Annotated in this window: 17 protein-coding genes and 2 pseudogenes; 17 read left to right on the forward strand and 2 right to left on the reverse strand. The window is 35.8% G+C overall.

The genetic code is table 11. The annotated features are described in order from the left end of the window. Positions 1-242 precede the first annotated feature (242 nt). The 3 genes from wecB to QFZ31_RS02070 are packed head-to-tail and all read left to right on the forward strand — an operon-like array spanning position 243 to position 3147. The gene (wecB, locus tag QFZ31_RS02060) at positions 243-1334 is read left to right on the forward strand and encodes a non-hydrolyzing UDP-N-acetylglucosamine 2-epimerase (protein WP_307300513.1); all 1092 of its coding nucleotides are present in this window, start codon (positions 243-245) and stop codon (positions 1332-1334) included. Next, entirely contained in the window at positions 1327-2313 is a 987-nt protein-coding gene (locus QFZ31_RS02065; protein WP_307300515.1) for an SDR family NAD(P)-dependent oxidoreductase, read from the forward strand. The genes wecB and QFZ31_RS02065 overlap by 8 nt, the downstream gene beginning before the upstream one ends. Continuing rightward, positions 2314-3147, forward strand: coding sequence for a dTDP-4-dehydrorhamnose reductase family protein (locus tag QFZ31_RS02070; protein ID WP_307300517.1), 834 nt, complete (start codon positions 2314-2316; stop codon positions 3145-3147). An 84-nt stretch (positions 3148-3231) separates the two neighbouring features. On the opposite strand, the gene QFZ31_RS02075 is transcribed toward QFZ31_RS02070, so the two are convergent. Beyond that, positions 3232-4311, reverse strand: coding sequence for a glycosyltransferase family 4 protein (locus QFZ31_RS02075; RefSeq protein WP_307300519.1), 1080 nt, complete (start codon positions 4309-4311; stop codon positions 3232-3234). Between the two features lie 830 nt (positions 4312-5141). Between QFZ31_RS02075 and QFZ31_RS02080 the strand changes: the two genes are divergently transcribed. From QFZ31_RS02080 to QFZ31_RS02110, 7 genes and pseudogenes are all read left to right on the forward strand, one after another. Further along, positions 5142-5855, forward strand: coding sequence for a glycosyltransferase family 2 protein (locus QFZ31_RS02080; RefSeq protein ID WP_307300521.1), 714 nt, complete (start codon positions 5142-5144; stop codon positions 5853-5855). Positions 5856-5942: 87 nt separating this feature from the next. Then, positions 5943-6914, forward strand: coding sequence for a hypothetical protein (locus QFZ31_RS02085; RefSeq protein ID WP_307300524.1), 972 nt, complete (start codon positions 5943-5945; stop codon positions 6912-6914). Between the two features lie 46 nt (positions 6915-6960). Next, a complete protein-coding gene (locus tag QFZ31_RS02090) occupies positions 6961-7113 on the forward strand; it encodes a hypothetical protein (protein ID WP_307300527.1) in 153 nt (50 codons plus the stop codon). Position 7114: 1 nt separating this feature from the next. Next, on the forward strand, positions 7115-8344 hold the full coding sequence (locus QFZ31_RS02095) for a glycosyltransferase family 4 protein (protein ID WP_307300530.1): 1230 nt from the start codon (positions 7115-7117) through the stop codon (positions 8342-8344). Positions 8345-8458: 114 nt separating this feature from the next. Further along, entirely contained in the window at positions 8459-9679 is a 1221-nt protein-coding gene (locus tag QFZ31_RS02100) for a glycosyltransferase family 4 protein (protein WP_307300532.1), read from the forward strand. 39 nt (positions 9680-9718) lie between these two features. Next, the gene (gene sat, locus QFZ31_RS02105) at positions 9719-10858 is read left to right on the forward strand and encodes a sulfate adenylyltransferase (protein ID WP_307300533.1); all 1140 of its coding nucleotides are present in this window, start codon (positions 9719-9721) and stop codon (positions 10856-10858) included. 19 nt (positions 10859-10877) lie between these two features. Then, positions 10878-11680: pseudogene (locus QFZ31_RS02110) on the forward strand (sulfite exporter TauE/SafE family protein). Between the two features lie 210 nt (positions 11681-11890). On the opposite strand, the gene QFZ31_RS02115 reads toward QFZ31_RS02110, so the two are convergent. Beyond that, positions 11891-12271 carry a DUF4183 domain-containing protein gene (locus QFZ31_RS02115; RefSeq protein WP_307300535.1) on the reverse strand — a complete coding sequence of 127 codons (381 nt, stop codon included), beginning with the start codon at positions 12269-12271 and terminating at the stop codon, positions 11891-11893. 277 nt (positions 12272-12548) lie between these two features. Here QFZ31_RS02115 and QFZ31_RS02120 point away from each other — a divergent pair, with 277 nt between their 5' ends. The 7 genes and pseudogenes from QFZ31_RS02120 to QFZ31_RS02150 form a co-directional block, all read left to right on the forward strand. Beyond that, the gene (locus QFZ31_RS02120) at positions 12549-13802 is read left to right on the forward strand and encodes a glycosyltransferase family 4 protein (protein WP_307300537.1); all 1254 of its coding nucleotides are present in this window, start codon (positions 12549-12551) and stop codon (positions 13800-13802) included. Then, on the forward strand, positions 13777-14727 hold the full coding sequence (locus QFZ31_RS02125; RefSeq protein WP_307300539.1) for a hypothetical protein: 951 nt from the start codon (positions 13777-13779) through the stop codon (positions 14725-14727). The genes QFZ31_RS02120 and QFZ31_RS02125 overlap by 26 nt, the downstream gene beginning before the upstream one ends. 173 nt (positions 14728-14900) lie before the next feature. Next, on the forward strand, positions 14901-15542 hold the full coding sequence (locus QFZ31_RS02130) for a DUF1796 family putative cysteine peptidase (RefSeq protein WP_307300540.1): 642 nt from the start codon (positions 14901-14903) through the stop codon (positions 15540-15542). A gap of 19 nt (positions 15543-15561) precedes the next feature. Further along, positions 15562-16542 carry a polysaccharide biosynthesis protein gene (locus QFZ31_RS02135; RefSeq protein WP_307300543.1) on the forward strand — a complete coding sequence of 327 codons (981 nt, stop codon included), beginning with the start codon at positions 15562-15564 and terminating at the stop codon, positions 16540-16542. 23 nt (positions 16543-16565) lie between these two features. Continuing rightward, on the forward strand, positions 16566-17483 hold the full coding sequence (locus QFZ31_RS02140) for an NAD-dependent epimerase/dehydratase family protein (RefSeq protein WP_307300546.1): 918 nt from the start codon (positions 16566-16568) through the stop codon (positions 17481-17483). Between the two features lie 505 nt (positions 17484-17988). Further along, positions 17989-18225, forward strand: coding sequence for a hypothetical protein (locus QFZ31_RS02145; protein WP_307300548.1), 237 nt, complete (start codon positions 17989-17991; stop codon positions 18223-18225). Positions 18226-18280: 55 nt separating this feature from the next. Further along, positions 18281-18574: pseudogene (locus QFZ31_RS02150) on the forward strand (purine-nucleoside phosphorylase); the annotation flags it as partial. Positions 18575-18594 lie beyond the last annotated feature (20 nt).

Genomic DNA, 18594 nt, shown 5'->3' on the forward strand with positions numbered 1-18594 from the left:
TTAAAAATAACTATCTAATATAGTATTTTGGAAGAATAAAGTGGTATAGGATACATGTCCTTTTAATACAATAATTTATTTATCCCCCAGGACTTTGGGGAAGAATTCTGATTTATGGATATCGATGGAAATTAAATAATTTATATGTCTATAGCAAATATAAAATAAATGAATAACCTATAAAGTAATTATCTCAAGGGGAATAGTGTAAGAGATAAATAATATTACGCAGGGGGTGGATGATGAAAATCATGACCATTTTAGGGACAAGGCCTGAAATTATACGCTTAAGTCTCATTATAAAAAAATTGGATACGTATGCTGAAAAACATACTTTAGTTCACACAGGACAAAATTATACATCTTCTTTAAGTGCTATATTCTTTCAACAATTAGGGATTAGAGAACCCGATTATATTTTGTCTGATGAACAGATGTCCCTTGGGCAGCAGTTATCGACCATGTATAAAAATTTAGAGATCATTTTCGTAAAAGAAAAACCCGATAAAGTATTAGTATTAGGTGATACAAATAGTGGGTTAAGTGCCATCCTAGCTGAAAGAATGGGTATTCCTGTTATTCATATGGAGGCCGGAAATCGTTGTTTTGATCTAGAAGTACCAGAAGAAAAAAACCGTCGTATAATCGATTCAATATCTAGTTTTAATATCCCATATACACCTCAAAGCAAAGAGAATTTAATCAATGAAGGAATCCCCAGAAATCGAATTATTGTATCTGGAAACCCCATAAATGAGGTTTTGGAGCATTATAAGTACGAAATTGAGCAAAGTAAAATCCTTGAAAAGTTACGATTAAAAGAAGGGAGTTATTTTTTAGTTACCATCCATCGAGCAGAAAATGTTGATTATGAAGATCGTTTACACGAGATTATCAATGGAATCAATCATGTAGCAGAAGCCTATAAAAAAAGAGTAATTTGTAGTTTACATCCCCGTACTAAATCACGCATACAAAGCAGTTCAGTTATTAACATTCATCCCTTAGTGGAATTCCATGAGCCATTTAGTTTCTTTGATTTTGTTAAGCTTGAAAAAAGTGCTTATTGCGTATTGACCGACAGCGGTACTGTTCAGGAGGAATGCTGTCTGTTTCATGTTCCAACTGTTACAATTCGCAAATCTACTGAAAGACCTGAAACGATCGAGTGTGGAAGCAATATCCTCTCAGGTATTAATGCGAACAAAATTGTAGATTGTGTTCATATTATGGTAAATCTGCCGAAAACATGGTCCTTTCCAGAGGGTTATGCTTGTAAAAATGTGGCGGATAAAATGATTAAACTATTATTAGGAGGCATACAAGTTGTTTAGTAACCAAATCGTCCTGGTAACAGGTGGTACTGGTTCATGGGGCCATGAACTAGTCAGGCAGCTATTAACATACAATCCGAAAGAAATACGAATTTTTTCAAGGAATGAATCGAATCAATTCAACATGAAGCAAGAATTTGACAATAATCCAAAATTAAATTTTATCATTGGCGATATTAAAGATAAGGATGCATTATTTGAGGCATGCCAGAATGTTAAATATGTGTTCCACCTTGCTGCTTTAAAGCATGTTCCAGTATGTGAGGATCAGCCCGATGAAGCAATGAAAACGAATGTTACTGGAACACAGAATGTAATAGATGCAGCTATAGAATGCAAAGTCCAGAAAGTTATTTATATTTCTACAGATAAAGCCTCAGATCCTGCCAATTTTTATGGACTTTCAAAGGCTATGGGAGAGAAGCTAATTATTCATTCAAACTTGAGAAATACCAATACAAGGTTCGTATGTATACGTGGAGGTAATGTATTAGGCACAAATGGCAGTGTTATACATGTGTTTAAAAAGCAAATTAATGAGAAGCAAAAGATTGGTATTACAGATGTAGAAATGACTCGTTTTTTCTTAACAGTCCACGATGCTATAAAGCTAGTCTTTAAGGCTACTTTTGACAGCGTTGGCGGGGAAATCTTCGTCATGAAGATGCCGGCATGCAAAATTCTAGATCTTGCCCATGTCTTAATAGAGGCCTCATCTAATAAAAATGTTCAGATTGAAACATTAGGGATACGCCCTGGTGAAAAAATCCATGAACAACTTCTTTCAGAGTATGAAAGCAAAATGGCATACATTTGTGATGAGGAGTATTATGTTATTCTACCGTCCATTCAAATAGAAGGATTAAAGGAGCATTATGCTGGATGCAAACGTGTTAATTTAGAGAGTTATAATTCCAGCACAGGATTACTAAGTAAAGCTGAAATAAAGGAAATGCTAATAAAAGGCAGGTTTATTTAAATGAAGATCCTTATACTTGGTGGACAAGGTATGGCCGGACATGTGATGACTAAGTATTTTATGGACAAAACACAATATGAGGTAAACTATACTTCAAGGGATGCGAATGACAATAAAAGTAAATATTTAGATGTCACTGATTTTAAAAGAGTTGAAGAAACGATAGAAATGTTAAAACCTGATATCATCATCAATTGTGTTGGTATTTTAAATGATCATGCAGCCCGTAATCCTCTTATAGCCTTCCAGGTGAATAGCTTGCTTCCTCATCAATTAGCAAAATTTGTTGAGCGCCACCATGGGAAATTAATTCATATCAGTACAGACTGCGTATTTTCCGGATTAAAAGGAGAATATACAGAAGATGATGTTCCAGATGGTAATTCAGTCTATTCCCAATCTAAACAATTGGGTGAAATCATCAGTGATAAACACCTGACCATACGTACTTCCATCATTGGTCCAGAAATGAAAGAGGATGGAATTGGCTTATTTTTATGGTTCATGAAACAAACAGGAAAGATTAAAGGGTATACAAACGTCTTATGGAATGGAGTAACCACTCTCGAACTAGCTAAGGCAACAGAAGAATTAATCACCAATCAAATTACAGGTTTATATCAGTTGGGTTCAGAACAAAAAATTTCAAAGTATTCATTACTAAAATTGATTCAGGATGTTTTTGGGAAAAATGATGTTGAAATTATCCCTGACCATGCTATCATTCTTGATCGTACGATTAAAAATACTAGAACTGATTTTAAATATGTCATTCCAGATTATAAACAGATGTTACTAGCATTAAAGAATTGGATGGATAACAAAAATAATTGATTCGGCGTCAATCATAAAAACCGGTTTAGCAGGGTGAAAACATCATCCATACTAAACCGGTTCATTTTTTTTTAGCATTACCTCCTAATTTAGGACTATGCCTAAACTGGTTAACATTTCGGCAAAATGCCTGCTATATAATTCTGGACTAAAATCTTGTTTTAAATGTGCAAGTGCGTTTGAGCGGATATATTCCCGCAAGTATTGATTTGTCATAAGTTCATTGGCCTCTCGTACTGCTTCTTCAATATTCCCAATGGTGTAGTACTTACCGGTTTGGTTATGATGTATGGAGCTTCTGACTCCATCAGAATCTGTGGTTAATACCGGGCATCTGCAGCTCATTGCTTCGAGAATGGAGTATGGAGCACCTTCTACTTTTGAGGTCGAACAAAGAAAGCCGCCTGAATCGCCAATAATTGAAAAATAGTCAGCCATTTTTTCATTTGGGATATTTGGATGGATGGTAAGATTGTTTTCAAGATTCAATAATTGAATTAACTGGTGAAAATCCGCTCTTTCTATTGGGGTTGATAACGTAGGATCTTCGAACATGTACAATTGTAGATTAGGATAATATTGGTTAATGAGTTGATAGCCAATTTGAAGAAATTCTCTCCAATTTTTATTATCCTCAATCCGCCCAGTCCAAGCAATGATGGGTTGACTGCTAACCGGATGTGATTGGTAGCTAAATTGACTTGTATCAAAACAGTTATTAAAGGCGAACTTTGGGAATGTTGGATAAAACTCATTAAATATTTCCACGATATGTGGGGTTTTTGGATTTAACACTCCATTACCATAACCAGTAACATAAGGTATTGCATTCTGAAGCTCCGACCTTGCAACATGTTTGGGACCATATCCTTGAATTTCTAAAATTATCTTACCCTTGTACCCTAAATCCCTAAATCTTTTAATTGCCCGATAATCTGAAATGATAATAATTGCTTCATAGTTTCCTTCATCTATTATTTTTTTTATTTCTTTGTCATCATCTGTAATAAAGGTTGGCGCATCATGATTATTAACCAACTCTCTCTGTTTCCGATAATACAAGAAGTGACAATTGATGTTTAATTTCCTTAGTGCCGAACATCTCTGACGATTCAATGTTTCTACTCCACCACTCGGAACATAAAAAACAAATAGTATATTCATATTTTTCCTCCTGATTTTCAAACATATGATATGTATATGGTTCATTTGAGCCAAGGTTTTAGACAACAACACATTAATAAAATAAATTTTTTCCTATTCAAACAAATGTCCATGCATTTTTAGCTTCTGCTCATAACATGTTAAAGTATTAAGACTTTTTTAAGAGAGGAGGTGATCTTATCACTAGACTAATAGATGCTAGAACCTCACAAAACGCAAGCTATGCTAATTCCATTTCAGTTCCTCTTTTACTTGGAGAACAAGAACTTTTTGGACGAGTTGTACTTTTAACAAACGGTGCAACCGGGCTGCTTCGGACTCAATTAACTGGAACCGTCACTGTTCAACTACCCCTTCTTCCAGTAGCAACCTCTGTTACCGTTACGATAGTAAGGGGATTTGCCCCGACTGATTTATTAATATATTCCGCTAGAGAAGCTCTTGACTTATCAATAGTAGGACCTCAAGTTATTTCTTTTACGGCTTCTGATTTTAGAGTGCCTATTCCAGCAGATAATCGACTCCCCGTATACAGCTTTTGTCAGCGCTGATGCAGTGGGAACTTTTCGTGTAGGACCAGAAAGTTTTAATGCTGCCGTTTATTCGGACCAGCCATTAGGATTATAACGGTTTTTTTTTCAAAATGAAGCAACAAAGTGCACTAATAAAAATAAAGTATATGATTTTGTTCACACCAAATAATCCCAATATTTATGGGCATGACTCACACATTAGTCGAGAATGCCCTTTTTTATCAGGCTGCTGTGCTATTAACTTTGGATATGATTACTTAGTTCCTGAGTTTATTACATGTATTTAGGAGGGTAGAAATGGAACCTAAAGTTTCGATTATTATTCCTTTTTATAACTGCTCATACGTTGATCAGGCCATACAAAGTGCGCTGAATCAAACGTACCCGAATATCGAAATTATCGTTGTAGATGATGGTTCGACGAAATACACTGAAAAGCTTAAACCATTTCAAGGGGAATTTTACTATCTAAAAAAGGAAAATGGAGGTACTGCTACAGCATTAAATCTTGGTATAAGTATAGCTTCGGGGGAATATATCGCATGGTTGAGTTCAGATGATTATTTTCTGCCAGAAAAGATTTCCCATCAAATAGCTTTTATGCAAAAACACAATGCAAAGGCAAGCTTTACAAATTATGATTACGTTGACAAGAATAATAATATTCTAATCTCGTGGACATGCCCGCGTTTTTCAAATATAAGGGAGGTTTATGAGGCATTCCTCAGATTGAATCCTGTTAATGGCTGTACTGTGGTGATGGAGAAAGATATATTTGACCAAATTGGCTATTTCAACCCCGACATGCTATATACACATGATTATGATATGTGGTTTCGTATGTTATTAAACGGTTATCCAATCCACTATTTAGATGAAGTTCTCCTTAAATTCAGATCACATGAAGAGGCTGGAACAAAAAAATATCAACCACAAATAAAAGAAGAAATTTCTTTCCTTAACAACAGATATCGGCCCCTCCTCAGGGAGTACATCAATGATTATTTATAAGATAAAACCCCATTACATTAAAAAACGAGTTACATGCTATAGAGCGAATAAATACGTAAAAAAGACGAATATAAAAAGGTGAGAGGTTTGGAAAAATTCTATATTGTTGGAGCGGAACAAAAGAACAAGGTGCTAAAAGACTGGGAACAATACAAAAAAGGGTTAATCTTAAAGGTTTGTCCAGTAAACAACATGGCTGAAAAATGTTTAGAATATATATCTCCTTCAGAAGTTTGCACGGAAGAAAACCCTTCTATCTTATTTTCAGCTGGAACGATTCATAACAATCTCTTATATGTAGGTACGCAAACAGAAATTTTGGTATACTCCCTTCCTGATTTTAAACAAGTCCATTACCTATCGCTTCCTTGCTTTAATGATATTCATCATGTCTGTCCGACTGCAGAAGGGAATTTATTGGTTGTCATTACCGGCTTAGATATGGTTCTTGAAGTATCTTTTACAGGAGAAATTTTAAACGAGTGGAGTGTATTAGGAGGAAATACCTGGGAGCGATTCTCTCCTAACATTGATTATCGTAAAGTAGCATCCACAAAACCTCATCAATCACATCCAAATTATGTATTTAAAATGAATGATGATATTTGGGTCACCCGTTGTTTACAAAAGGATGCCATATGCTTAACTAACTTCAATAAGCGCATCGATATTGGACGAGCGCTGGTACATGATGGCGTTGTCTTCGAAGATTCCCTTTACTTTACCCAGGTTGATGGACATGTCGTTAAAGTTGACCTTCAAAATCATGATGCCAAACAAACGTATAACTTAAACAATATGACAAACACAAATAATCCACTAGGCTGGTGCAGAGGAATTAAAGTGTTGAATTCTGATAAAGTGGTTGTTGGCTTTACAAGAATACGGCCGGTGAGAAAAACTGCACCTGACGGGAAAGTCTTTTGGGAAGGTGAGTACGGAGTTCTTCCAACCAGAATTGCTTGTTATGATTTAAAAAATGAAAAATTACTATGGGAACAGCAACTTGAGAATTATGATATGAATGCAATCTACTCCATTCATAGCGCCACTGAATGATCAATAATAAAATATACAAAGTTATTTTACTGAAAGGGTGGCTTAAATGACAGAACAGCAGCAACCTGCTAATTTATCTGTAAATGATTTTGACCTTTGGAAACATTTAAAGGAAAGTTCGGCATTGGAGCTTACTATTCCTGATCCACAACTAGCAGAAACGATCAAAAAGTTTTATCCCCCAAATGAGGGGTTATAAAATGAAAATCTTACTGGTTTCTTATTATCCACTACCTGCACTTGGTGGGATTTGGAGATTTGTATCGCAATTAAAAAATCGGCTTGAACATTTGGGGCATACCGTAGATGTACTCAGTCATAATCCTGAAGCTACCAAGTATCGCATCATTGGACGTCAGCCAGAAGTAGAAATTTCCCAGCTTTCTCCTTATATTAATGAAAAATTAATGGAAACTTTCCCTACATTACACTCTAACTATTGGATTTATCATACTGAGTTATATCGTTACAGCTTAGAACTATCATCATTGTATTACGGACTTCACCAATACGACATTATCCATGCACAGGATGTAATCGCGGCACGTGCGATGAGTAGGGTAAAACCAAAGCATATTCCTTTAGTTACCAGTGCACACGGCAACCTCTCAGGGGCAATATTCTACTATTTAAAAACTGGGAACCGCTATTTAACTGATGATCAAATTAAAGACAGGTTTGAGTATGAGTATCATAAAGCTTTAGAATACTCTGGTTATCATTGTAGTGATTATATCCATACTCAATCAAACTGGATGCGTGAAAAAATTATGAATGAATTTTCCGTCTCAGCTGACAAGCTGTCTACTTTTCCATACGGAATGGATATTGATGGCTATATAAAACGTTCAGAAGGCGAAACGTCCATTAGCCGTCCACCTAATAAAAAGGTAATTCTTTATACAGGCCGCCTGGTTTACCTTAAAGGACTACAGCATCTTATTGAGTCGCTTTCCATTTTAAAAAGTCACAGAAGTGATTGGGAGTGCTGGATTCTTGGTGAAGGATTGTTACAGAATGAGTTACAAGCACAATGTAAAAGCATGGGTCTTGAGGACGATGTCAAGTTTTTAGGAGTATCGGATAATGTCCCGCATTTTCTTAGACAAGCAGATATTTTTGTTCTTCCCGGCCTGCAGGATACTCAGCCGCATTCTGTCATGGAAGCACAACTTAGTGGTGTTCCGGTAATTGTCAGTGATGCAGCAGGACTCCCTGAAATGGTTATAAACGGTGAAAATGGATTAGTTGCTCAAGCAGGAAACAGCCATCAACTTTACTTGCACTTAAACTATCTTCTCGATAACCCCTTAATTAGGACCCAGTTTGCAAACCGTGCAAAGGAATGGGCACAAGATCGATGGTCAATGGATAAAATGGTGAACAATTTCGTTGCTTTGTATAAGCACGCGATTTCATCGAGTAACTAATAGTTTCCCATAAATGATACAGAGACATTTCTTTCAATGGAGTGTTAGTTATTTAACAGGTCACTTCCAAACAGAGAAAGTTTCGAAGACAATATTGTTGAAAGAAGGCTGCAGATGAAAATCTTACTCGTGTCTTATTATCCGCTTCCTTATCCAGGCGGGATTTGGACATTTGTATCACATCTAAAAGATCGTTTAGAGCGTTTAGGGCATACAGTTGATATCCTTAGCCATACTCCTGACACGACCAAGTACCGCATAATAGGCCATCAACCAGAAATCTCAATCTCACAATTATCTTCCTATATTAATGAACACCTCACTAAAACATTTCCTACATTACATTCAAACTACTGGATTTTTTACACTGAGGTATACAGGTACAGCTTGGAATTTTCTTCGTTGTATTATGGACTTGACCAATATGACATCATTCATGCGCAAGATGTCATTGCGGCACGAGCGATGAGTAGAGTAAAGCCTAAAAATACTCCTTTAGTAACCAGTGCCCATGGCTTTCTATCAGGGGAAGTTCTTTATGTTCTAAAGACCTTGTATCCCCAGCAAACAGAGCATCAGCTTCTAGACTCGTTTGAGTACCATTACCATAAAACACTGGAATTTCTAGGGTACCAGTCAAGTGATTTTATCCATACTCAATCAAGCTGGATGCGGAATAATGCAATAAACGATTTTTCAGTTTCCCCTGATAAACTGTTTACATTTCCCTATGGTATGGATATAGAAGGATTTTTACAATCATCTTCCACAAAGTTACCTTCACAAGATAAGAAAGTTATTCTATTTATGGGACGCCTTGTTTATTTAAAAGGTATACACCACCTTATTGATGCCCTTGCCTTGTTAAGGTCGGATAGAAATGATTGGGAGTGCTGGATACTCGGTGAAGGAGATTTAAAGGATGAACTTCAATTCCAATGTAAAAGATTGGGTTTAGAAAATGTAGTCAAGTTTTTAGGCCTAACAGATGACATACAGCATTTTCTTAAACAAGCTGATATATTTGTTCTCCCTGGCTTGCAAGATACTCAGCCGCATTCAGTTATGGAAGCACAGCTTAGCGGTGTTCCGGTAATTGTCAGCGATGCGGCAGGACTCCCTGAAATGGTTATAAACGGTGAAAACGGATTAGTTGCTGCGGCAGGAGATAGCCATCAACTATATCTGCACTTAAAACATCTTCTCGATAACCCCTTAATTCGGACCCAGTTTGCAAGCCGTGCGAAGGAATGGGCAAAAGATCGATGGTCAATGGATAAAATGGTGAACAATTTCCTTGCTTTATATAACCATGCCATTTCTTCGAGAAACTAATGCATTCCCCATAAATTAACGATGATTGGAGCGGTATACATGAGCCACAGTGTTCCACACGGGGGAACTTTGATACATTTATTCAATCCAACTTTTGATTATGAATCAATCTGTCAAGAAATTGAAATCGATAACATGGCTTTAAGTGATCTAGATCTAATCGGAAGTGGAGCCTACAGTCCTCTAAATGGTTTTTTAACTGAAAAAGACTATAACTCAGTTGTAGATGGTATGCGCCTGGCTAATGGAACTGTTTGGAGCATCCCCATTACCCTGCCTGTATGCAAGGAGAAAGCAGAGCAGCTAATTGTAGGTGAATGGGTAAAATTGGTGAAAGACCAGGCTGTATATGGCGTGTTAAAACTGGAACAATTATTTATTCCTGACAAGAAGAAAGAAGCTGAGCAAGTTTATGGGACGAGCGACCTGGCTCATCCAGGTGTTAAAAAACTATTTGAACGCCCTGCTGTATATGCGGGTGGTCCAGTCCAGCTTGTGAGGAAAACTGAAAAGGGAAAATTCGCTTCGTATCATCTAGATCCCACCGAAACAAGAAAAAAGTTCAAGGAACTTGGATGGAATACCGTAGTTGGATTTCAAACAAGAAATCCTGTTCACCGAGCACATGAGTACATTCAAAAATCAGCACTGGAAACGATCGATGGACTCTTTTTACATCCCCTAGTGGGTGAAACGAAATCAGATGACATTCCTGCCGATATTCGAATGGAGAGCTATGAAGTATTGTTAGAAAAATACTACCCCAAAAACCGCGTCTTCCTGTCGGTGTTTCCAGCTGCAATGCGATACGCTGGTCCTCGTGAAGCGATTTTCCATGCGGTAGTACGTAAGAATTTCGGTTGTACACATTTTATTGTTGGCCGTGACCACGCAGGGGTCGGTACTTATTACGGAACATATGATGCACAAAAAATTTTTAACAACTTTAAATATGAAGAGCTCGGTATCACCCCCCTCTTCTTTGAGCATTGCTTTTACTGCAAAAAATGTGAAGGTATGGCTTCTACCAAGACATGTCCACATCCCTCTAAAGATCACGACATACTGTCAGGGACTGCAGTAAGAGAGTTGTTAAGAAAGGGTGAATTTCCACCAAGTACATTTAGCCGAAGAGAGGTTGTAGAAGTACTGATAAAAGGTTTACAAAAAGGCATTTGACCATATATGGAGGATGAAATTGAAAAGACTCATCATTTTCGTTTTTATCGGCTTCTTAGCGCAGCTTATAGATGGATCTTTAGGAATGGCTTATGGGGGTACTTCCACTTCATTGTTGTTAGCCTTTGGAGTAACCCCTATAGCTGCGTCTTCATCTGTACACTTAGCAGAAGTAGTAACAACTGCAGCATCTGGCATTTCCCATATAAAATTTGGTAATGTTGACCGCCGGGCTTTGTTAAATTGATCATACCAGGCTCTATTGGTGCATTTGCTGGGGACTGTTTTTTAAGCAATCTGCCAGGGGAAATAATAAAACCATATATCTCTATATTTTTATTATTTCTTGGTGGTAATGTCCTTTTCCGCTTTATGTTTAAGTTCAATTATAATGGCGAAGATAGACCAATATCCCTTTCCCAAACACAATCGATTTCCTTAGGGTTGGTTGCCGGGTTTGCAGATGCCACTGGCGGTGGCGGTTGGGGACCAATCACAACTCCAATTCTATTAACTAGAAATGGGATTTCAGCAAGGAAAGTTATTGGTACTGTGGATACCAGTGAGTTTGCTGTTTCTGTTTCAGCCACTTTAGGCTTTCTCATTTCAATAGGTTGGGAGGAAGTTAACTGGTTTTGGGTATTTACGCTAATGTTAGGAGGAGTCATTGCAGCACCCATTGCTGCATGGCTCGTAAGAAAATTACCTTCGTATTTATTAGGAGTCATTGTGGGAGGGTTTATTATATTGACCAATGTCCATACTTTAGTTAATGCATTTTCAATAACGAAAGTATGGATGACTATTGTTTACTCCTCATAGTTAATTGGTTGGATAGCTGCCATTATCTATACAGTGCACAATAACAAGAGAGCTTCATAAATAACTGATAATGGTAAAATCTAACTCAGCTGATAACGCAGGAAAATACTTTAATAGTCTAATATTATGGAAAAAAATAAGGCTGACTCAAAAGGTGTTTATAACACTTTTTTAGTAGCCTTTATTTTCTATTTACTTAATGTCATCAAATTATGTCTCAAAAGTGGTCTTAAGGGAGGGGTTAAAGTTTATAACTTCTAAAATGATGGGAGTTCCTGCGGCAATCTCTGAGCCATCTGGAATTGAAATGAGAAGGTTCCCAATACCTTCTTCGCCAGCAGTATAAGCGAAATTATCGTCCATTTGCAAAACACCATTGATATAAACATTAAAATAGCTATTATTTAGATTTAATGACGGTAATGAATCAACTTTACGACCAGAGTCATCTAAAAAATCAGCAGCATCAATTCTCAAGGTTGTTATTTGTGACAAAGATTCAAGCACTTCATAAAAAAAACGTGTAACAGTGGGGGATATAGCAATTTTAGTATCAGATGTAACGGCAAGCTTAATTATTTTTAGGCCCATAATATTTCCTCCTTATAATATTCAATACAACATATGTAAAATATTTAAAATGAGATATAGATAGACGAGTTGATTTTTATAAAGTTAATTCATTTACCCATTTTGCACTTATTCCCTTAAAAACAAAAATAATAGATTATTAAAAAGGGACATCATATTTATGAGTCGTTCAAATAAAAAATATATAATATTGAACTAAACTAAGTTAACGGCCTATACCATAATGACGATCTTCCCATATCGTTATGATATATCAATAGATATAGGAGAGATGTAAATGAAAATACTGCTTGCAACCTATTGGCCCATTCCACATGTAGGCGGAGTATGGAGTTATATGGTTCAACTTAAGAAAAAGCTTGAATCACTGGGTCATGAGGTTGATATGCTTGGTTATGATGAGGATAATATTTCTGTACACATTGTAAATGAAAACAGAAAAGTAGATAGCGATAAGCTTCTCCCATTATTAAATGCAAAACTTAACGCACAAACCTACCCTGCAATTTATGCAAATGATTTAGTAAAATATACTGAATTTCACAGATACGTCTATGAGTTAAGCGCTGCCTATTTAGGGTTGGAAAAATATGATGTGATTCATACACAGGACGTAATCTCAACTGCCTCCATTGATCGGGTTAGGCCTGAAAAATCCACTCTGATTGCTACTCTACATGGTTCTGTGGCTCATGAAGTAAGGCATCAATTGAAGACAATTCATAAATCAAATACATCATATATGGCTAGAGTATATTATGATGAGCTAGAGCGGCTAGGAGCTACATCTGCAGAAGTCACCATTGTCGCAAATGAGTGGCTAAAAAATATATTAACAAATGAGTTTCAGGTTCCAAATGAGCAAATTAAAATTCTACATTATGGCTTCGATACTGAGAATTTTATAAAACGCTCGAAGGAAAAATCCTCCATTCTACGTCCAAAGAACAAAAAAGTCATTATTTATTCGGGCAGGCTGGTAGAACTAAAAGGAGTTCATCATTTAATAGCTGCTTTAAGTGAATTAAAAAAAGTTCGTAAAGACTGGGTATGCTGGATTGTTGGTAACGGGGATTATCAAGAAGAATTAAAAGTACAAAGAAAAGTCCTCGGTTTAGAGGATGACATTTTATTTTTTGGGAAAAGGGAAGATATCCCATACTTATTAGCAAATTCGGATATCTTTGTTCTTCCAAGTCTCTTGGAAAATCAGCCTTTATCTGTAATAGAAGCCCAAATTGCTGGTAAAGCGATCATTGTTAGTGATGTTGGCGGATTGCCTGAAATGGTGGAGGATGGCGTTACAGGGTTAGTCACTCCTGCTGGAGACACTAAGACTCTCTACAAAAAAATAAATTTATTATTAGATGATGAAAAGTATAGGAAAAGGCTTGGCTCGAACGCCAAAAAATGGGGTATGACTCATTGGTCTATGGATAAAGGTGTTAAAGAATTAACAGAAATTTATAAGAGTGCTATTTCCGAAAGTGGGAAGGGCGAGAATAATGGCGCATCTGATCACATTAATTAATCAATATCTACTCGATGGTTTATCAAATTTTAAGGGATTGTTGGAAAAAATCGGGTTAAAGACTAAAAAAGTCTGGTCAAGAACACAAAAAACCGGGCGATTAAACCATCCTTCCGATGATCATTCTAAAGTATTTTTAATAAATTCAGATGAATATAATTCTTTGTTTTCTATCCCAGTCTCAAATCCAGATGTTTTTATTTCCAGCCTAGAGTGGGAGAGAATTATTGAATCAGTTCCCCAAGAATTTATTTTGCCTAATCCCAACACATTGAAAACCTTTGAAAAATTTAGAGGCGATTTTTACGATATCCTTTTTCGCACACCGGTATTAAATCCTAAAATATTTGTAGATCCTCAAATATGGGAATCTATAATAAGTAACGCTCCTAACGACTATATTCTACCCAATCCTTTATTGGAGAAAATCTTTAAATCCATGGAAGCAGATTCCTATCATTCCATCTTTTCAACACCTATTAAATCACCTCAAATATTCGTAGACTCTGAGGTCTGGGACACGATTAAATTTTCTGTGCCTAATAATTATTTGCTCCCCAACCCATTTACCGAAATAACATTTAAGTCAATGGAAAGTGGTCTTTATGATTTGTTGTTTTCCACAAAGACTCCTACACCAAATATATTTGTGGATTATAAAGTTTGGGAACCAATTAAAGAAATCTTGACTAGAGACTTTAAGATCCCTAATCCAAAAAGCATACAAATCTTTGAGCCTATGACAGCCGACAATTATAATTCTTTGTTTGTTTCAAAAGTTTACAATCCAGAAGTCTTAGTTGATCATCAGGTCCTTGAGCAAATTAAAGATAAGGTACCTGAAGAATATCTACTTCCTAACCCATTAATAATGGAGATAACAAGTAGAAAATATATTAGAAAAAATAATATCCAAAACACATGAAAATTTAAACCTTAAAAGGGTCCGTTATCACTATAAAGTGATAACGGTCTAATATTTTTTATATAAAATTTTTTGAATACAGCTTATTAGCCCTATCATTTATTTTATTTTTGCATTTAATAACACAGGTAAATATTTAATATTTTATTAATGTAAGGAGCTGATTACTTTTTATGAGATTAGAAGATTTAAAAGGAAAATACGATGCGATATATAGTTTGGGGGATTTGTGCCTTGCAGCCCTTCAACTAAGACAAAACAATTTAAGACCTTTCGCGGGACCATTGGACTGGATGTCATCCCCTTCATTGTCTAGCGTTAGTAGTCTATTGAGAAATCGATTCAATGGTTATATGGAACTGCAAAATTTAATACCTTCAGGCTATGCTACTGGTGTAGACAGCTCCGAACCCCATATTGTTGTAACTGATATGGCCTATCAAATCGTTTCAAGTCATGATTTTATTGCAGACAAAAATACATTTACCAATTTATCCACTTACCCTGATGTACGCGCTAAATTTGACAGAAGAATTCATAGGTTCTTAGATAAACTTTCCAACGGAAAACGTATCCTGTTTATTAGAACAGAAGGAACCTTTGAAGAAGTGCTGGAACTTGAGTCAGTGTTATCGAAATTGGTGAAAAATGAATTCCATATTCTCCTTGTAAACCATACGAATACCAAAGACCTAATTGAAAAAGACTGGCCTGTGGAAAATGTATGTGCCATAGAGCTTCCTAATGTAGAAAAATGGCATGGAAATGACCATTACTGGGAAGACATTTTTAAAGGTATTAATATAAAAGCTTAATTAATAGGAGGATTTGTAGATGTTTAAAGACGCAGTTATTTTAGTAACTGGTGGGACAGGTTCCTGGGGAAAGGAGCTGACTCTCCAATTATTAACATATGATCCAAAAGAAATAATCATTTTTTCCCGTAACGAAGATAGTCAAGTTAAGATGAGAAGAGAAATTGAAGACTCAAGGTTAAGTTTTCGGATAGGGGATATCCGTGATCGGGATGCTTTATTCCAGGCTTGTAAAGGTGTCGATTTTGTTTTCCACCTTGCTGCCTTGAAGCATGTTCCAGTTTGTGAAGAATTCCCTAAGGAAGCACTTAAAACAAACGTTACTGGCACTCAAAACGTGATTGATGCAGCTATATTTAATGAAGTAAAAAAGGTGATAAATGTATCAACTGACAAAGCGGCAAATCCAGCAAATTTCTATGGGTTTACAAAAGCTATTAGTGAAAAATTAATTATACATGCAAATCTATTAAATACAACTACGAAGTTTGTTTGTGTAAGAGGTGGAAATGTTCTCGGAACAAATGGAAGTGTTCTCCATTTATTCATTGATCAAATAAAAAATAAAAATGAAGTTACCATTACTGATAAACGAATGACACGATTCTTTTTAACCAAAGAGGATGCAATCAAGCTTTTATTAAAGGCAGCAACTGATGGTAAGGGCGGGGAAATCTTTGTGATAAATATGCCTGCATGCAGAATAATTGATTTAGCCGAAGTTTTAATTGGGCATTTTGGAAAAGAAGTCAATATTATTGAAACTGGTCCAAGACCGGGAGAGAAACTGCATGAGGTACTTGTTTCACCGAATGAAATAGAGGATACCGTTGTTTATAACCAAGAATATTTTGTTGTTCTTCCTGACATTAACCTTCAGGTAAGGGAACACTACTCAACTTTTCAGGCAATAAGCAAGTCATCTTATAGTTCGAATGATGATTTAATGACTCATGAGGAAATAAAGGAATTGTTAATTAAATCAAATTTTATACAGTAATTTTATCAAATGGAGGCAAAATGATGAATCAGAGGCCAAAGTTGCTAATTACTGGGGCAAGCGGTTTTACAGGAGAACATGCATGTAAACATTTTTCCAGATTAGGATATGACATAATAGCTGTTACAAGAAACCAATCCTTTGATGGAAGTAAAGGGATAAAAACAGAATACTGTGAACTAACAATTAAAGATGATGTTAATCTTTTAATAAAAAAAATAAAACCTGATTTCCTATTACATTTAGCAGGACTCAACCATGTTGGTGATTCTTGGAATGACCCGATTACAACATTAGAAACCAACTTGTTATCAACACTATATATCATTGATGCTACTCGACAACTAAATCCAACTTGTAAAATTGTTATTGTCGGTTCTTCTCTCCAAACCAGCCTCAACGAAATATCGAATTTCACACATCCCTATAGTCTTAGTAAGACACTCCAGGTACTAATTTCTCAAGCTTGGGTTAAATTGTACAAAATGAACATCGTAATTGCAAAACCATCTAATATAATTGGACCAGGTAGATCCAATGGTGTTAATTCTATATTTGCCAATAAAATTGCTCAAATGGAAAAGAACATGTTAGACAAAGTGTTGGTAGTAAACAACTTAAATTCTAAGCGTGATTTCATAGATGTCCGCGATGTTATAAGCGCTTACGAAGTGATCCTTAATAAAGGGACTCCAGGGGAAATTTATGAAATTTCTTCAGGAAAAAGTTATTCTCTCAGGGATCTGATTGAAATATATAAAAACTTAACAACAACAGACTTTAAGGTAAAATCCCTCTCCAATGGAGTTGAAGAATTGGCTGCCGACGAAACACCTTTAAAACTTCTTCAATTAGGATGGAGTCCAACATTTTCAATTAATTCTTCCCTAAATGATACTCTTAATTATTATAGATCGGAGCTAAAAAAGAAAGAAAACTAATCAAAAGTTTGAATAATAGGGGGCAAGTCCATGGATTAAATGGAGATTCCATGTAATGGTGGACAAATTTGAAACATGGAAATTTTTACTCTTAAATATAAGTTTAAAGGACGATTATGGTTAGCATTATCGTCCTATTTAATGCTTTCCTTATTTATTTGCCTTAATGATTTTTAGTTTCTTTACGACTTCTTATTAGCAACTTCCTGTAGCAATGGTGCCTATTCTGTTTCATATTTCTGGTGTTACATTGGGACATTTTATGGGTTTGGGGGGCAATACTATCTCACCTATTCTCTCTAATTTCAATCATTTTCATCTCAGTAAAAACAGCGGATAAGAAGGAGTTCTCATGATTTAACAGGTCAAGAGTGTAGAATATGGACTCAAAAAGGAGAAACATTTGACCAAAATTAATATTAGAAAAAAAGGTAATACAAATGTAAAATATTTAATATTATGTGATTGAGGAATACCCAAATTATTACCGAAAGGTGGGAAATAAATGAGTGAATTAACCCGATTTTTGTACACACCGCACTATGCACCAGATAAACCTTACTATGTTTATTCGGTCGATTGTGACAGTCCCGAAAAAATTAGTGGATTTATTCAAGGGTACATGAAATGTACTCATTGTGGAAAAGGAAATCATTTCAGATTTTATATTAATTCTAAAAATAGACACTTAGCCAAATGTCCAGATTGTAAAGAAGTATTTCTTGATATTGAGGATTTTTAATTAAAAATATAAAAAGAAGTGATTGAATATTGCACATGGGAAAATCATAAAGTTGAATGGGTCCTTACAACAGGGCGTTTATGCTTGGTGGAGTAGACCGGCGTACGAAACTGCCTCTGAGATCCGTAGGATTCGAACAATAGGAGCGGATGCTGTCGGTATGTCAACTGTCCCAGAGGCGAGTGTAGCGATTCACGGAGGTATGAATGTACTTGGTATTTCTTGTTTAACCATTATGGCATGTGGGATTCTAGATCAACCATTAAATCATGATGAAGTCATTGAAGTGGCTGCTATGGTAAGAGAGAAATTTATCAAACTAGTTAAGGAAACCATTACAAGAATGTAATACTTATATTTTCATGCTGA

Origin of the sequence: Neobacillus niacini (assembly GCF_030817595.1) — a bacterium.
Taxonomy (GTDB): Bacteria; Bacillota; Bacilli; order Bacillales; family Cytobacillaceae; genus Neobacillus; species Neobacillus niacini_G.

What these genes read in the sequence shown, in the direction of transcription:
- QFZ31_RS02130 (WP_307300540.1), top strand. Translation starts at nt 14,901, where the DNA reads ATGAGATTAGAAGATTTAAAAGGAAAATACGATGCGATATATAGTTTG.
- QFZ31_RS02115 (WP_307300535.1), bottom strand. Translation starts at nt 12,271, where the DNA reads ATGGGCCTAAAAATAATTAAGCTTGCCGTTACATCTGATACTAAAATT.
- QFZ31_RS02090 (WP_307300527.1), top strand. Translation starts at nt 6,961, where the DNA reads ATGACAGAACAGCAGCAACCTGCTAATTTATCTGTAAATGATTTTGAC.
- QFZ31_RS02120 (WP_307300537.1), top strand. Translation starts at nt 12,549, where the DNA reads ATGAAAATACTGCTTGCAACCTATTGGCCCATTCCACATGTAGGCGGA.
- QFZ31_RS02145 (WP_307300548.1), top strand. Translation starts at nt 17,989, where the DNA reads ATGAGTGAATTAACCCGATTTTTGTACACACCGCACTATGCACCAGAT.
- QFZ31_RS02075 (WP_307300519.1), bottom strand. Translation starts at nt 4,311, where the DNA reads ATGAATATACTATTTGTTTTTTATGTTCCGAGTGGTGGAGTAGAAACA.
- QFZ31_RS02100 (WP_307300532.1), top strand. Translation starts at nt 8,459, where the DNA reads ATGAAAATCTTACTCGTGTCTTATTATCCGCTTCCTTATCCAGGCGGG.
- QFZ31_RS02125 (WP_307300539.1), top strand. Translation starts at nt 13,777, where the DNA reads ATGGCGCATCTGATCACATTAATTAATCAATATCTACTCGATGGTTTA.
- QFZ31_RS02095 (WP_307300530.1), top strand. Translation starts at nt 7,115, where the DNA reads ATGAAAATCTTACTGGTTTCTTATTATCCACTACCTGCACTTGGTGGG.
- sat (WP_307300533.1), top strand. Translation starts at nt 9,719, where the DNA reads ATGAGCCACAGTGTTCCACACGGGGGAACTTTGATACATTTATTCAAT.
- wecB (WP_307300513.1), top strand. Translation starts at nt 243, where the DNA reads ATGAAAATCATGACCATTTTAGGGACAAGGCCTGAAATTATACGCTTA.
- QFZ31_RS02135 (WP_307300543.1), top strand. Translation starts at nt 15,562, where the DNA reads ATGTTTAAAGACGCAGTTATTTTAGTAACTGGTGGGACAGGTTCCTGG.
- QFZ31_RS02140 (WP_307300546.1), top strand. Translation starts at nt 16,566, where the DNA reads ATGAATCAGAGGCCAAAGTTGCTAATTACTGGGGCAAGCGGTTTTACA.
- QFZ31_RS02080 (WP_307300521.1), top strand. Translation starts at nt 5,142, where the DNA reads ATGGAACCTAAAGTTTCGATTATTATTCCTTTTTATAACTGCTCATAC.
- QFZ31_RS02070 (WP_307300517.1), top strand. Translation starts at nt 2,314, where the DNA reads ATGAAGATCCTTATACTTGGTGGACAAGGTATGGCCGGACATGTGATG.